Source organism: Bordetella tumulicola (assembly GCF_965138755.1).
Lineage (GTDB): Bacteria > Pseudomonadota > Gammaproteobacteria > Burkholderiales > Burkholderiaceae_B > Bordetella_A > Bordetella_A tumulicola.
Genome location: NZ_CBCSFP010000008.1, coordinates 26861 through 40771, shown reverse-complemented (window position 1 = coordinate 40771; position 13911 = coordinate 26861). Strand labels below are relative to the sequence as shown.

Sequence of the window (13911 nt, the reverse complement as noted above, 5' to 3'; positions counted from 1 at the left end):
TCCATTTGTAGATTGCCCAGCCAGACAGGCTTATTGCATTTGGTAGATGCCCGCCTTCTTGGCGACGTCGCGCCATTTGGCGATGTTCTGTTGCACACTTTTTTGCATATCCTCGGGTGAGCTGGCGACCACGGCGTATCCCAGCTTTTCGAGCTGCTCGCGTCGCTTCTTGAGTGAGTTGACGATGGCGGTGTTGAGGACCGCAACGACTTTGGGGTCGGCCTTGGCTGGCATGTTGAAGCCATACCAGGTGTCCGAGTCGTATCCCTTTAGCCCGATTTCCGAGAAGGTGGGCACGTCCGGTAGTTGCGGGTTGCGTTCCGGGCTACCGATGGCCAGGATGCGCAAAGACCCCTTGTCCGCGAGTTCCTTTGCCGAAGCGGATTGCACAAACATCAGGTCGATGTGACCGCCCAGCAGATCTGTCATGGCCGGCCCGCCACCGCGGTAGGGTACGTGGGTGATGTCCACATCCGCCATTGCTTTCATGAGTTCGCCCGCCATGTGCTGCGAGCTACCTACTCCTGCCGAGCCATAGCTTAGTTTTTCGGGGTTCTTCTTGGCGTAATCGATGATCTCCTGCGCCGTCTTGAATGGCGAATTGGTCCGTACCGCCAGCACGAGCGGGGCCGAGACGGCGACGGACAACGGAGTGAAATCCTTGAGGGAGTCGTAGCCGAGCTTTTTGTATATGGCAGGGTTGACCGATAGTATGCCGTCGGTGGTCAGCATGATGGTGTAGCCGTCGCCGGGTTGCCGTTTGACATAGTCGGCCGCGATCGTGCCGCCGGCGCCCGCGTGGTTCTCGACGACGACCGGTTGCTTCAATGCTTCGGCGACGTCTTGGCCGACCAGGCGAGCCAGGCCATCAGTGCTGGCGCCAGCCGCGTAAGGCACGATCAATTTGATTTGCTCGGATGGGAATGTGTTGGCGGCCGCAACGCTCATGGCCAACGTCAGTCCGGCTACACCGAACAAATACTTGAGTGGATTCCTGAATGGCACGGATGTCTCCTAGTTTTAGGGAAGGGGTGTGCCGGTCTGCGCCGGATTCAGTCGCTTTTGGAAGGGGCGATCTGATACCGGTGAATGATAGGAATCTGGGGGAGCGTGGGCAATGCGGAAAAGCCCACAATGTGAGCTATTCAGGGTGAAATCTATGCGTTGTCGTACCGATTCTTCGGGTTTTACCCGATGAATATGCTGATAGTCCAATTATTGAGATTTTATTTTCTGGGCGAAGCCGTTCTTTTGGGCAGCCTTGGGGATCGAACCGCCGTGTAGCAGATATCCTCGAACACGGCATCGATTATGAACTGTGCGTTCAATTGGCGTGTCGCCCCTCCACCTGCCCCCACGCAATATCCGCCACCCGTGAAAACCGATTGCCCATGTCTTCTGCATTGGCACTCGCTGCGGTACCCCTCAGTACGCGGCCTTTGATTCCATGCAGAATCGCGGCAAATCGGAACATGTTGAAGACGATGTAAAAATCCAGATCGGCGATGCCCGTGCGGCCCGTGCGTTGGCAGTAGGCTTTGACATAAGCCTGCTCATCGGGCAGGCCCGCTGCCCGCAGATCTACACCGTGAATGCCGCCGAGAATGTCTGGCGGCATGCGAAACATCATGGCGTGATAGGCAAAATCCGCGAGCGGATCGCCTAGGGTCGAGAGCTCCCAATCCAGTACCGCCAGTACCTTGGGTTTGCTCGGGTGAAAGATCATGTTGTCAGCCCGAAAGTCACCATGCGTAATGGTGACGTCTTCGGTCGTCGGCAGGTGTGCGGGTAACCATTCGACGAGTTTATCCATGGCGGGGTAACGGCCGGCGAGTTCGTCTTCCAGATACTGTTTGGACCACCGATTGATTTGACGTGCGACATAGCCGCCTGGTCGGCCGTAGTCGCTCAGGCCGATGGCCGTGTAGTTCACTTGGTGCAGCGTTGCCAGCGTGGCATTCATGGCATCCATGTATAGGGCACGCTCGTTTTGTGGCACATCGGCAAAGCTGGCGTCCCAGAATACGCGGCCTTCTATCATGTCCATCACAAAGAACCAGCTGCCGATCACGCTGTCATCGGTGCACAGACCATAAATGCGCGGCACGGCAAAGCCTACAGTGCCCAGCGCGGCCATGACGCGTGCTTCGCGCTCTACGGCGTGCGCGCCTTTGAGCAGGACGCCCGGCGGCTTGCGCCGCAGTACATAATTGCGTCCGGGGGTTTGCAGGCGGTAGGTGGGATTGGATTGCCCGCCCTTGAATTGATCGACCGTTAAGGGGCCTTGGTATCCCTCGACATGGGCTTGCATCCAGGCCTCCAGTGAGGTTTGGTCAATTTGGTGTTCGGGACGGACCGCGGTCGTGCCGGCGAAGCTGGCCTCTTTACCCTTATCCATGCGTGCCTCCTTGTATCGCATCGCGCTTCATTTTCTTGGCCAGCGACCATTTGTGGACTTCGGTGGGACCGTCGTAAATGCGGAAGGCGCGAACTTCGCGAAAGATCTGTTCGACGATGGTATCGCGCGACACGCCCGTGCCGCCCAGGACTTGGACGCAGCGGTCGGCGACGCGGAATAGGGCGTCAGACACGGCGACTTTGGCCATGGAACTTTCGGTGGTAGCTTGCGAGCCACTGTCGAGCACACCAGCGCACCAGTCAATCATCAAGGCGGCCTGCTGCAAGTCGATCAGGTTGTCGGCCAACATGAAACCCACGCCTTCGTGATCGATCAGGGGCTTGCCAAAGGCTTTGCGCTTGACGGCGTAGGCGGTGGCAATCTCATGCGCGCGCGCGGCGCCGCCGAACCAGCGCATGCAGTGCGACAGGCGTGCCGGCGACAGGCGGATCTGCGCGTAACGGAAGCCCTCATGCACCTCGCCGAGGATGTCTTCCTGAGGAACGGTGAGGTTGTCGATGATGATCCGCGCATGGCCGCCGGGCATTGAGCTATCGATGGTATCGAGGATGCGTTCGATGCGTATGGCGGGGTTGGGCAGTTCGACCAGGAACATCGTGGCCTGGATCTTGTCGCCCGTGTTGGTGCGCGCCATCACGATGCCCACCTCGGCGCCGTCGGCACCGGTGATGAACATTTTTCGGCCATTGATCACCCATTGATCACCCTGCTGTATGGCAGTGGTTTGCAGCATCGACGGGTCGGAGCCCGCGCCACCGTCTTCGGCCGGCTCGGTCATGTAAAAGGCCGAGCGCGCCTGGCCGCTGACCAGTCGGTCGAGGTATTTGGTTTTCTGCGCGGCGGTGCCGATTTTACCGAGCAGGAACATATTGCCTTCGTCCGGCGCCATGGTGTTGACCGCTACAGGCCCCAGCGGCGACAGGCCCGAGCGTTTGAGCACGGCCGCTGTTTCCAGCTGCGTCATATGGCTGCCGTCGGGCAGGATATGGGGTGTCATGACGCCCGCTGCGCGAGCCTTGGCGCGCAGTTCTTCTACCAGTTCCTGATTCGGGCCGTGGGCCGTGCGACGCGGATCGTGCTCGTAGGGCACGACAATGTCGCGCACAAATGCTTCCACGCGCTGGCCCATTACTTGACTGCGTTCACTGGGGTATGGGGTGTACATGCCTATCTCCTTAAAGCGTACTGACGACATGGCCGCCGTCGACCACCAGCACAGAGCCGGTCATGTAGCGGGACGCATCGCTACACAGGAGCAGCAATGGGCCGTCAAGATCCTCGAGTTGGCCCAAGCGTCGCTGAGGGATGCGTTTGATCAGTGCTTTGCCCGCGTCGGTTTGCCAGAACTCGCTATTGAATTCGGTTTCGATGTAGCCGGGCGCCAAGGCGTTGACGCGAACGCCATAGCGCGCCCATTCCAGTGCCAGTGTTTTGCTGAGCTGGATCACACCGGCCTTTGAGACGGTGTACGACACGATGCCGCCTGCCTGGCGCAGACCCAGAATAGAGGCGACGTTGATGATGCTGCCCCCTGTGGTTTGCAGGGCCGGCAACAGGGCTTGGGCCAGAAAGAACATGCCCTTGAGATTGGTATCCAGTACCGCATCCCAATCGTCCTGACTGTGTTTGGCCGCAGGGCTTTCTCGCACGATGCCGGCATTATTGATCAGGACATCGAGGGTGTCGATTTGCTTGACCAGGGCTGCGCGACTGGCCGCATCGGTCACGTCGAATGACAGGCAAATCGGCGACACGCTGCATTCCAGCGTGTCGGCAAAGGCCTGTAATCGGTCCAGCCGCCGGGCGGCCAATATCAACTGTGCCCCTTGTGCGGCCAGTACCTTGGCAAAGTGCTGCCCCAGGCCACTGGATGCCCCCGTGACGAGCACTCGCTTGTTCGCGACGGATAGTGATGGCGTCATACCTTACGTCTCCTAAGATCCTATTGGCCCGCATAGCGGGACGTGGCTCAATATTTTTTCCCATCAATGAGAATTGTTCTATAAAATTGTAGGATGATTTTCCTGGTGTGACTAGCCCCCTATTTATGAATCAATCGATCACCCCTACTGAACCCAACGACCTGCCGTCGTTGCAAAAGAAATCGAAAAGTGCATCCGACCTGGTTTTCCAGGGGATTCTGCGTGAGCTGGAGGCCCATACACTGGTACCTGGGCAACGCTTGGTGGAAGTCGACTTGGCCGCCCACTTTGGCGTGGGTCGCAATTCGGTACGAGAGGCCTTGCAGCGGCTCGCAGCCGAGGGGGTGATTGAGCTATCGCGGCACAAGGGCGCGGCGATACGCTCGCTGAGTCTGCAGGAAACCCTGGATGTGCTGGATGTGGCAGAGCGCATGTTGGGTCTGTTGGCGCGCACGGCGATCCGGGGTTTGGATCTGCCCTTGGCGAGGGGCTCGTTGCAGGATACGTTGCAGCAATTGAGACAGGCCGATCAGGCGCAGGATAATGTGGCTTTTGCCCGGGTACGTCGGCGCTTTTATCGAGTCTTGCTGGACATGGGCGGCAATCTGGAACTCAAACGATTGTTTCCCACCATTCTGATGCCGGTGGTGCATGCTCAGCATCGGCTGCCTAGTCTGCAGAAAATGCGTCTTGCCGATTATCAGCACATTGCGCAGGCGGTGCTGGATGGCGATCCTGATCAGGCGGAAATGGCCGCTTGCGCTCATGTGCACAACGTGCGCAAGAGTATTAATGGCGCTTATGGGCCAGGCTAGAGTGGCTCTGGTTGTTTGCCGGCTCAATGTGGTCAAGAGTGATTGGGGCGGGGACTTCTCGTTTCGTCGTGGGATAACCTCCAGAGAGTCTATTTAACACCGCAATGACGCCCCTCCGCATATCCCAATATTTTGCCCAGTAATCGCCGCGGCGGCAGGGGAAAGCAGATAGCCTATCAACTGAGCGACCTCTACTGGTTCGATGAGTCGGCCAATCGGCGGCACCCGTGCGGCACTCTCTGATCGCGCCGGATCATTCAACATCCCCGTCGCGGTAGCGGCGGGAGACACGACATTCACAGTGACTCCGTGTTCGGCGAATTCTGCAGCCCAACTGCGTGACATGGCGATCAGTGCCGCCTTGGTGGCCGCATATTGACCTCGCCCCGGCATGCCTTGCGCTACACGGCTGCCAATGAACACGACGCGTCCGTGGTAGCGTGCGGCCATGGCGGGCATGATGGTATTACACAATCTGTTGGCGGCATCGACATGTAAACGCCACATCAGGTCGCTGGCCACATGATCCAATTCCCCAATGCGGCCAACACGCAAGATGCCGGCTGCGTGCACCAGGGCGTCAGCGTCAACGAGTTGCTGCGCTATGCGTTCGACCTCTGTTCCTATGCTGAGATCGACAGTGAATGCATTGAAGTGGTCGGTCGCGAGCGTGGGGGGATCCCGATCCACGCCCGTTACACGCCAACCTGACTCCAATAGCAACTCGGTGATTGCCCGCCCGATACCGGCACTGGCGCCTGTCACGACGGCATGTCTTTGCGATGGGGGGCTCTTCATCGCGGCGTTATTGGACACGAATGTTTGCCTCCGTCACGATCTTTTGTGCTTGAGCCATCTCATCGCGCTGGAAGTTCGCAAAATCAGCGACCGAGCCAGGTTGAAACATGAGGCCTTGCTCGGTCAGCTTAGTTCGCATATCGGTAGCTAATGCGATGTTGACCTCTTTATTGAGACGTTCGGTGACGTCGGCAGGTAACTTGGCGGGGCCCCACAAACCATACCAGCTGTAAAACTCATACCCTGGAATCGTCTCCCCCACGGTCGGCACATCGGGCAGACTGCTGGCGCGCTCGGCGGATGTGACGGCGATGACACGCAGCTTCCCCGTTTTGTGATACTGCAACGAGCCCAGGATGGGATCGATAAAGCCGTTGATCTGCCCACCGATCAGGTCGTTCAACGCGGGGGCTGTACCCCTGTACGGCACAGTCAGGTATTCCAGATTGCCCGCCGCCTGTTTCAGCGACTCGGTGGCGAGGTGGCCTGCGGAGCCGATTGACCCTACGGCGAAGGTCATCTTGCCTGGATTGGCCTGTGCGTAGGTAATGAGCGACTTGACATCCGTAATGGGCAGGTCTTTGTTGAGCGCGATAGACAAAGGGGCTTTGGCGACTAAGGCAATCGGGGTGAAGTCGTTCTCGACCTTGTAGGGGACGGACTTCGTCGTCATTTGGGTGGTGGTAAACGTCGAGGCGCTAAACAGCAAGGTGTAGCCGTCGGGTTCGGCGCGGGCGACTGCGTCACCGCCGATAATGCCGTTGCCGCCAGGACGGTTTTCGACAACAATCGATTGGCCCATCTGTGTACCTAGTTTTTCCGCGAGCATACGACCAACAATATCCAGCGTTCCGCCAGGCGGAAAGGGAATGATCATGCGAATCGGCCGGGTGGGATATTCCGCGGCGAGCGCGTTGATGGATACCACGAGCGCGATGGTGGTCAGGCATGTGCCGATTAGGGTTTTGATTTTCATCGTTGTCTTCCTCCTTGTTATGTGCTGGCTGTCAGGCGATCAGCGTGTGAGTAGTCCAGCTTGTTTGACGGCGGCTCTGAGGGCCTCCAGTTCTTGTTCAGAAGGGGCTTGGGTTGGTGGGCGTACCGTGGCGTCGTTGATGACACCCGCCAAATACATTCCGCTCTTCATCCGAGCATGGGCTTCGCCGGTGGGCTCGCCACCGCCATATACGGCGTCTTTCAAGGGCGTAATGATGGCTTGAATCTCAATCGCTTTCTTGAGGTCACCGGTTTTCACCGCATCCCATAGGTCGATGATTAGTTGCGGGATAAACGTCGCAAAACCCACTAATGCCCCATCTACGCCTTGCACCATCGAGGCGAGCAGATACTCGTCGTGGCAGGTCAGTATGGCTTTGTGAGCGTTCGCCTCGCGAATGGCCTGAATATCGCGTGCATATTTGTTCATGTCGCGCTGGCCCACCTTAAAGGCCTGTACATAGGGCAATCGGGCGAGATCGGCCAGCAGTTGTGACGAGTATGAGGCGCGCGTCCATGCTGGATAGACGTGGCACACCAGATCAAGGTCCGGCGCGGCATGGTGAATGGCCTCGAAATATTCCAATGCATGAACGGTGGTGAAACCAAAACGCAGCCAATGGTGTGGCGGCATCACATCCAGGGCTTTCGCTCCTGCCTCGCGGGCGGCACGGGCATGATCGGCGGCGTCGGAGAGCCCCTCGCACACAATCGACGAGATGACGGGGATTTTGCCCTTGAGTTCATCGGCGACGACGCGTGTGACTTCGGCTCGCTCGTGGGGCGTCAGGGCGAACACTTCGCCTGTGTGACCATTGGTCATGACGGCCACCACTCCCTGGTGACTGGCCAACCATGCAGCGAGTTTGCGCAGGGCGGGCTCGTCGATACGGTGATCTGGTGTAAATGGGCAGGAAATAGCAGGTATGATTCCCCGATAATTATTGATGGACGGCATGGTCGTTTCCTAGTGTCGATAGTGAGTGTCGTAACGTTTTTCGGACACCTCTATCGTTCCTCACCCACCTCCTGTCCGTCCAATACTCGAATCGCATAGAACTATTCACCACAAAAGATGGGTCCCGGAAATCGACCTCTTGATCTCGAATGGCTGGAAGATTTTCTGGCCCTGGCCGAGTGCGGTAATTTCTCACGAGCGGCAGAGGCTCGTCACATTGCACAGCCGGCGTTTAGTCGGCATATTCGTGCCCTTGAGGAATGGGTAGGTGTCGATCTTTTTGACCGTAGTGCGCATCCCGCTGCACTGACTGCGGCAGGCAAGCGATTTCATCCGTTGCTGGAGGATATTCTGGCCAGTCTGCAAGCCGCCCGGATCAAGGCTCAGCTTGCCCATGACGTGGCGGCCGCCAGCCTGCGCTTTGCTGCGACGCACGTGTTATCCCTGACGTTTTTTCCAGCTTGGCTGGGTCGCCTCGAGGGGCAATTGCACCTGGGGTCTATTCAGACGATGTCTGATAGTGCGCAGACCTGCGAGGACTTTATGTTGCAGCGCCGCGCGCAGTTCATGCTCTGTCACGGACATGCCAAGCTTACTAACCGTCTGGACGAAGCGAATTATCCCAAGTTGGTATTGGGACAAGATGTCCTGGTGCCGGTGTCCGCGCAAGATGGGCTGGGTCAGCCCCGGTACACGCTAGATTCCAAGGGCATGCCTCCTTTGCTGGCGTATAGCGAGGGTGCAGGGTTGGGACGAATATTACGTGCCGAGATGCGTCAGTGGTTCGGAGAAATGCCGGATACGGTAGCGTATCCTGGTGCATGGATTGTTTTCACGGCGCATCACGCATTGTTGCTCAAGTCCATGGCACTGGCTGGGCGAGGAGTGGCTTGGCTGCCTGAGAGCTTGATTCGTAGTGAGTTGGAGCGGGGTGAACTGGTCGCGGCCGCAGACACATCGAGGCATGTGATCATCGACATCCGTTTGTATCGGCAGCCATTCGAGATGGCGCCCTCGGCGGAAAAGCTGTGGTTGCTTGCTAGCAGTGGAATTTGAAGTCAATCAATCCCTGTGATGTGGCGTGAGCACACGCTGCGGTTCGTACATCTATACGCTCAGATTACACGGCCGCTTTCAGCGGAAAGACCTTGTGAACTCTGTTTCCCTGCGCATCTATTGCTACGGTAACGGGCATGTCGCGTACATCAAATTCGTAGATGGCTTCCATGCCCAGGTCCTCGAAAGCCACGACACGTGCTGCCTTGATGGCTTGAGCTACTAGATAAGCGGCTCCCCCCACCGCGCTCAGGTAGGCGGCGCCATGGGCTTTGATCGCGTCAATGGCGATGGAACCGCGTTCTGCCTTGCCGATGGTGACCAATAATCCCGTCGTGGCAAGGAGCTGAGGCATGAATTTGTCCATTCGGGTGGCGGTCGTGGGACCCGCGGGGCCAACGGCTTCTCCGTGTACCGGATCCACCGGGCCGACGTAATAGAGCGCTCGATCTCTCAGGGATACTGGCAAGGGTTGCCCTTGTGTGAGCAAATCCGCCATACGCTTATGTGCCGCATCGCGCCCCGTTAGGAGTTTGCCCGATAGCAACAGCGTTTCGCCCGCCCTCCAGGTTGCAACGTCCGTCGGTGTCAGGGTGTTCAGATCGATCCGCTTACCTTCCTGGGCTGGCAGCGTATCGGGGATGCCCTCCCACGTGCCGGGGTCTGGTGGAGGAAGGCGGGCAGGCCCGTTATCGGGCATCTCAAAGGAAATAAAACGGGTGGCGGCACAGTTAGGCACTAGCGCTACGGGCAGTAGCGCCGCATGCGAAGCAGCGGTCGCGACTTTGACATCCAGTACGGTGGTGTCGCCGCCTAAACCCTGGGCACCGATACCCAGGGCATTGACGCGTTGATAGACATCTATTCTTAACTGCTCCTCTGCGATGTGTCCCCCACGTTTGAGCAACGCGTGCATGTCAATGGGACTGAACAGGGCGCGTTTGGCCATCGACATGGCTTGTTCGGGCGTGCCACCGATACCTAGGCCAAGTACGCCCGGTGGACACCAGCCTGCGCCCATGCCGGGCAGCTGGGACACAACCCAGTCAGCAACGGAATCGCTGGGATTGAGCATGGCGTAGCGCGTTTTGACGTCGCCGCCGCCGCCCTTGGCTACGACGATGAACGCCAGTTCTTCACCTTCGACCAGTTCTACCTGCACCATCGCGGGCGTGTTGTCTTGGGTATTTCGACGCGTGCCTAGCGGATCCTGAATCATAGACGCCCGCAATGGATTGTTCGTGCAGCCATAGGCGCGAGCGACTGCGCGGTTGGCTAGGGTTTGCAGGCTTGGCGTGGCCTCGGCGTCGCCGTGACGGATGCGCACGTCCATCCCCATCCGCGCGTATATGTGCACAACGCCAGTGTCCTGACAGACTGGCCGGCGCGCCTGCGCACTGAGCTTGCTGTTGATCAGCAACTGCAGTAGCGCATGGCGCGCCGCAACGCCGCTCTCGGTTGCATGCGCCGCCTTTAGCGCTTGCACGAAATCCGCAGGATGAGTGTGACTGATCGCTTGCAATGCGTCGGCGATGCTGGTTTCGATATCGATGGCTAACACATTGCGCATGACGTTTCTCCTCTCATTGCAATTTGATTCCCGCCTGCTTGACAACACTTGCCCAGCGTTTTCCTTCATCTGCCGTGAACTGTTGGAAGGCGGACGGTGCATACTGTTCAGCGGGCAGCAGTTTGATGCCCTGTTCACTCATCGTGCTGGTGAAGTTCCGATCGGCTAGTGCTTTTTGCCATGCTCGATATAGCGTCTGTACCACTTGGTCAGGTGTGCCTTTCGGCGCGTACAGTCCATACCAGGTGGCGACCTCGAAATCCGGTATGGCTTTTTCTCCGATAGTGGGAACATCCGGAAATTGCGTCATACGATCTGGTGAGGTCAGACCCAGCGCTCGCACCTTACCTCCCTTGGTTTGAGGGAGGGCGGTATTGGTCTGGTCGAACATAGCATCAACCTGATTGCCCATCAGGTCATTCAAGGCGGGGCCGGCGCCTTTGTAGGCAATGGGTGTGACCTCGATACCCGCTTCGCTGGCGAACATGGCTGCTACCAGATGTGAGGTGGATCCAACGCCGGCGTTACTGAAGTTCAATTTGCCGGGGTTCTGTTTGCCATAGGTGATGAGATCGGAGACGGATTGATAGGGAGAGGACTCACCTACCAACAGCACCAAGGGGGTGTCGGGGAAGCGGAATACCGCTTGAAAATCCTGGACAGGATCATAAGGTAGCCGTGCATATAACGAAGGGGCCGCCGCCATATAACCAATGTGTCCCACCAAAAATGTGTAGCCATCTGGGGCGGCTTTGGCGGCTTTGGTTGCCCCGATGGTGCCCCCGGCTCCACCCACGTTTTCAACGAGGATGGTTTGTCCCAATTCTTGGGATACGCGATTGGCAACGTTACGGGCCATGGCATCGGTCGGGCCGCCTGCAGCGAAAGGAACGATCCAGGTAATCGCCCGGTTAGGGTAATTATCTTGCGCCTGAGAGGCCATAGGCAACGCGAGCGCTCCCGCGGCAGTGAGTGCTGCAATCCAATTTTTCATGAGTTGTCTCCGTTCTATGGTGGGCCGTGTTTCCGGGTAGATGGGTACGCGTACATGTGATTCGAGAATGAATACTGACATAATAATGTACGCTCATATAAAAATGTACGTACATTTAAGCGAATCAATATTATCGCGTCAATATTGGGAATTACCCTTGGACTCTGTCAGGGCAGGGCAGCAGATAGAATGGAGACTGTCATCTATTTCCCTCATACCATGTCCATTACGCTGTACACACGCATCTCGGAAGAGCTGGCCGGGTTGATCGCAAGTGGCGTGTATCCGGTAGGCTCTTTGTTGCCCGCCGAGCACACGCTGACCGAACAGTTCGATGCCAGCCGCCACACAGTGCGCGCCGCCTTGCGCCAGTTACAGGATCTGGGATTGATCGCACGTCGCCGTGGCATCGGGACGGTGATTATTGCCGCCAAGCCCAAGGCGGGTTTCAGTCAGTCTTTGAGTTCGTTAGAGGACTTGGTGCAATTGGCGGTGCGTAGTCCACGCACGATTAAGCAAGTCCAGGAAGTCGTGGTGGACGTGGCATTGGCGACGTATTTAGGTGTCGGGCCGGGGACGCGGTGGTTGAAGTTTTCCTCGACGCGTGGGGTCGATGGACAGCCTCCCGTGGCATGGACGGATCTTTATGTCGATGTCCATTACAAAGGCGTGCGTAAATTGGCGCGCGAGCACCCGGATCAATTGGTATCGCAGCTGATCGAAGAGCACTACGGTCGTCGCATTGCTTCCGTTGAACAAACGATTTCCGCGTGTGCGATTCCCTCTGCCGTGGCGCGAGAGCTAGCGGTCCCGGTGGATTCACCGGGCTTGCTGATTCGTCGACAGTACAAGGATCAGGCCGGGACATTGGTCGAAGCATCGTGCTCTTATCATCCAGCAGGACGCTATGAGTTTTCCACGACCTTGATCAGGGAGCAGTGAGGGCGTATGGGCCTATTGCAGGTTAGCGTTCGTCGTGACTCTCAATCACTTTTGCTTAGCAAAAGCGTTTTCGATTTCAACGGCGATCTCTAACAATCGTCGATCGCTGTTAGGAGCCCCCATCAATTGATAGCCGATAGGCAGGCCTCGTACCGGTAACGGCAATGAGACCGCGCACAGGCCCAGGTAATTCGCAGGCTGCGTGTTTTGCGTCATACCCAAGGCCAGGCTCATGCTTTTTTCTGGGTCAGACAGTTCTGTCAACAGAGGGGGGAAATCCGCCGTCGTTGGGCTCACCCAGGCGTCATACCCCGCAAATCTTTCCGCGACAGTTTTTCTGCTCTGGGTTCGTTTGTCCTCCAGGGCCAGGAACTCATAGGCTTTCGATTCCAGGCCCGCTTCGATCCGTTTCGCAATCACGGGGTCCATCAACGATTTTTGGGCGAGGAAGTTTTCTTTGCCCAATACCGACAACAATGATGCCGGCATGGACACGGGAAAATATCCGGCTCGTTCGGGTGCCTCGGGAACCATGATATTTTCCAGCGAACATCCGTTTTCCTTCAGGCGCTGATTGGCCTGTTGAAACGCGTCGCTGATGTCCTGGTTAATGCCGTCACTGAAATGATTTTCCGGCACGCCGAGACACAGGCGGCTTAGTCGGACGCCCGTTGGACGGCTGTCGTATTGGTATCCGAAAAGCACGGACGAGATCGTATTAAATGCCAGCAGCGCATCCTTGGCCGATCTTGTAATCAAGCCGATGGAATCGACGCGGGGGTCTAGCGGAAACGCGCCGTCGACGGGCCACAAACCCGCCGTGGTTTTAATGCCAAATACCCCGTTAAATGCCGCCGGGACGCGAACGGAGCCGCCGGAATCCGAGCCAATGGCAAAGGCGCACAGCCCGGCACCCATGGCGACCCCGGATCCCGAACTGGAGCCGCCTGGCGCGCGGTGGTTGTCCCGATCCGATGTATTCCACGGCGTACCTCTCGGTGTCGAATGGCCGGTGATGCCCAGGCAAAACTCAACCGCCTTGGTTTGCCCCAAGAATACGCAACCTGCCTGTCTGAGGGCTTGGATGAAGGTCGCTTCCTCGGGGCCAAGAATGCCTTGCAAATCGATATTGGAGCCCACCTTGGGTCGCGGCATCTGCGAAATCACAAACACATCTTTGATCGCGATGGGCACACCCATCAACGGCCCTAGATCCGTGCCGGCTTTGATCAAGAGGTCCATGGCTTTTGCCGTGGCGATTGCGCTGTCGGCGGCGACCGACTCATAGGCGCCCAGTTTCGGATCCAGTTGCTGAATGCGCTCCAGATAAATCTTTGTGACGGCTTCAGCGGTCACCTTTCCTGTGCGAAAGTCTTTCGCGAATCCTTCCAGACCGTGTTCTTGGAACGGATCTAACGGCAAATCACTCATTACTGCGTTC

At 57.6% G+C, this 13911-nt stretch carries 13 protein-coding genes; 3 read left to right on the top strand and 10 right to left on the bottom strand.

All coding sequences use genetic code 11. The features are described 5' to 3' along the window. Positions 1 to 30: 30 nt before the first annotated feature. The 4 genes from ACNAZS_RS18585 to ACNAZS_RS18570 form a co-directional block, all read right to left on the bottom strand. The gene (locus ACNAZS_RS18585; protein ID WP_415791980.1) at positions 31 to 1005 is read right to left on the bottom strand and encodes a Bug family tripartite tricarboxylate transporter substrate binding protein; all 975 of its coding nucleotides are present in this window, start codon (positions 1003 to 1005) and stop codon (positions 31 to 33) included. Positions 1006 to 1324: 319 nt separating this feature from the next. Continuing rightward, a complete protein-coding gene (locus ACNAZS_RS18580; protein WP_415791979.1) occupies positions 1325 to 2398 on the bottom strand; it encodes a phosphotransferase family protein in 1074 nt (357 codons plus the stop codon). Next, on the bottom strand, positions 2391 to 3584 hold the full coding sequence (locus ACNAZS_RS18575) for an acyl-CoA dehydrogenase family protein (protein WP_415791978.1): 1194 nt from the start codon (positions 3582 to 3584) through the stop codon (positions 2391 to 2393). Before ACNAZS_RS18575 ends, ACNAZS_RS18580 begins: the two co-directional genes overlap by 8 nt. Positions 3585 to 3594: 10 nt before the next feature. Continuing rightward, positions 3595 to 4341: an SDR family NAD(P)-dependent oxidoreductase gene (locus tag ACNAZS_RS18570; protein WP_415791977.1), complete on the bottom strand. Its 747-nt coding sequence runs from the start codon at positions 4339 to 4341 to the stop codon at positions 3595 to 3597. 125 nt (positions 4342 to 4466) lie between these two features. Between ACNAZS_RS18570 and ACNAZS_RS18565 the strand changes: the two genes are divergently transcribed. Beyond that, positions 4467 to 5156, top strand: coding sequence for a GntR family transcriptional regulator (locus tag ACNAZS_RS18565; RefSeq protein WP_415792107.1), 690 nt, complete (start codon positions 4467 to 4469; stop codon positions 5154 to 5156). A gap of 93 nt (positions 5157 to 5249) precedes the next feature. Here ACNAZS_RS18565 and ACNAZS_RS18560 read toward each other — a convergent pair whose 3' ends face one another. The 3 genes from ACNAZS_RS18560 to ACNAZS_RS18550 are packed head-to-tail and all read right to left on the bottom strand — an operon-like array spanning position 5250 to position 7908. Then, positions 5250 to 5954 (bottom strand): SDR family NAD(P)-dependent oxidoreductase, encoded by a 705-nt coding sequence (locus tag ACNAZS_RS18560; RefSeq protein ID WP_415792106.1) that lies wholly within the window; start codon positions 5952 to 5954, stop codon positions 5250 to 5252. A gap of 7 nt (positions 5955 to 5961) precedes the next feature. After that, positions 5962 to 6930: a Bug family tripartite tricarboxylate transporter substrate binding protein gene (locus tag ACNAZS_RS18555; RefSeq protein WP_415791976.1), complete on the bottom strand. Its 969-nt coding sequence runs from the start codon at positions 6928 to 6930 to the stop codon at positions 5962 to 5964. 39 nt (positions 6931 to 6969) lie between these two features. Continuing rightward, positions 6970 to 7908 carry a dihydrodipicolinate synthase family protein gene (locus ACNAZS_RS18550; protein ID WP_415791975.1) on the bottom strand — a complete coding sequence of 313 codons (939 nt, stop codon included), beginning with the start codon at positions 7906 to 7908 and terminating at the stop codon, positions 6970 to 6972. Positions 7909 to 8025: 117 nt separating this feature from the next. On the opposite strand from ACNAZS_RS18550, the gene ACNAZS_RS18545 reads away from it, so the two are divergent. Further along, positions 8026 to 8964 carry a LysR family transcriptional regulator gene (locus ACNAZS_RS18545; RefSeq protein WP_415791974.1) on the top strand — a complete coding sequence of 313 codons (939 nt, stop codon included), beginning with the start codon at positions 8026 to 8028 and terminating at the stop codon, positions 8962 to 8964. Positions 8965 to 9028: 64 nt separating this feature from the next. Here the strand turns inward: ACNAZS_RS18545 and ACNAZS_RS18540 are convergent, their stop codons facing one another. Beyond that, positions 9029 to 10534, bottom strand: a complete 1506-nt coding sequence (locus ACNAZS_RS18540; protein ID WP_415791973.1) for a fumarate hydratase — start codon at positions 10532 to 10534, stop codon at positions 9029 to 9031. Between the two features lie 13 nt (positions 10535 to 10547). After that, entirely contained in the window at positions 10548 to 11528 is a 981-nt protein-coding gene (locus ACNAZS_RS18535; RefSeq protein ID WP_415791972.1) for a Bug family tripartite tricarboxylate transporter substrate binding protein, read from the bottom strand. A gap of 189 nt (positions 11529 to 11717) precedes the next feature. Between ACNAZS_RS18535 and ACNAZS_RS18530 the strand changes: the two genes are divergently transcribed. Then, positions 11718 to 12470 carry a GntR family transcriptional regulator gene (locus ACNAZS_RS18530; RefSeq protein ID WP_415791971.1) on the top strand — a complete coding sequence of 251 codons (753 nt, stop codon included), beginning with the start codon at positions 11718 to 11720 and terminating at the stop codon, positions 12468 to 12470. A gap of 45 nt (positions 12471 to 12515) precedes the next feature. Here the strand turns inward: ACNAZS_RS18530 and ACNAZS_RS18525 are convergent, their stop codons facing one another. Continuing rightward, on the bottom strand, positions 12516 to 13901 hold the full coding sequence (locus tag ACNAZS_RS18525) for an amidase (protein WP_415791970.1): 1386 nt from the start codon (positions 13899 to 13901) through the stop codon (positions 12516 to 12518). Positions 13902 to 13911: the final 10 nt, after the last annotated feature.

Bases quoted from the DNA above. Each gene is read 5' to 3' on its own strand.
- ACNAZS_RS18525 (WP_415791970.1), bottom strand. From the start codon at position 13,901: ATGAGTGATTTGCCGTTAGATCCGTTCCAAGAACACGGTCTGGAAGGA.
- ACNAZS_RS18555 (WP_415791976.1), bottom strand. From the start codon at position 6,930: ATGAAAATCAAAACCCTAATCGGCACATGCCTGACCACCATCGCGCTC.
- ACNAZS_RS18545 (WP_415791974.1), top strand. From the start codon at position 8,026: ATGGGTCCCGGAAATCGACCTCTTGATCTCGAATGGCTGGAAGATTTT.
- ACNAZS_RS18550 (WP_415791975.1), bottom strand. From the start codon at position 7,908: ATGCCGTCCATCAATAATTATCGGGGAATCATACCTGCTATTTCCTGC.
- ACNAZS_RS18580 (WP_415791979.1), bottom strand. From the start codon at position 2,398: ATGGATAAGGGTAAAGAGGCCAGCTTCGCCGGCACGACCGCGGTCCGT.
- ACNAZS_RS18565 (WP_415792107.1), top strand. From the start codon at position 4,467: ATGAATCAATCGATCACCCCTACTGAACCCAACGACCTGCCGTCGTTG.
- ACNAZS_RS18540 (WP_415791973.1), bottom strand. From the start codon at position 10,534: ATGCGCAATGTGTTAGCCATCGATATCGAAACCAGCATCGCCGACGCA.
- ACNAZS_RS18560 (WP_415792106.1), bottom strand. From the start codon at position 5,954: ATGAAGAGCCCCCCATCGCAAAGACATGCCGTCGTGACAGGCGCCAGT.
- ACNAZS_RS18535 (WP_415791972.1), bottom strand. From the start codon at position 11,528: ATGAAAAATTGGATTGCAGCACTCACTGCCGCGGGAGCGCTCGCGTTG.
- ACNAZS_RS18570 (WP_415791977.1), bottom strand. From the start codon at position 4,341: ATGACGCCATCACTATCCGTCGCGAACAAGCGAGTGCTCGTCACGGGG.
- ACNAZS_RS18575 (WP_415791978.1), bottom strand. From the start codon at position 3,584: ATGTACACCCCATACCCCAGTGAACGCAGTCAAGTAATGGGCCAGCGC.
- ACNAZS_RS18530 (WP_415791971.1), top strand. From the start codon at position 11,718: ATGGAGACTGTCATCTATTTCCCTCATACCATGTCCATTACGCTGTAC.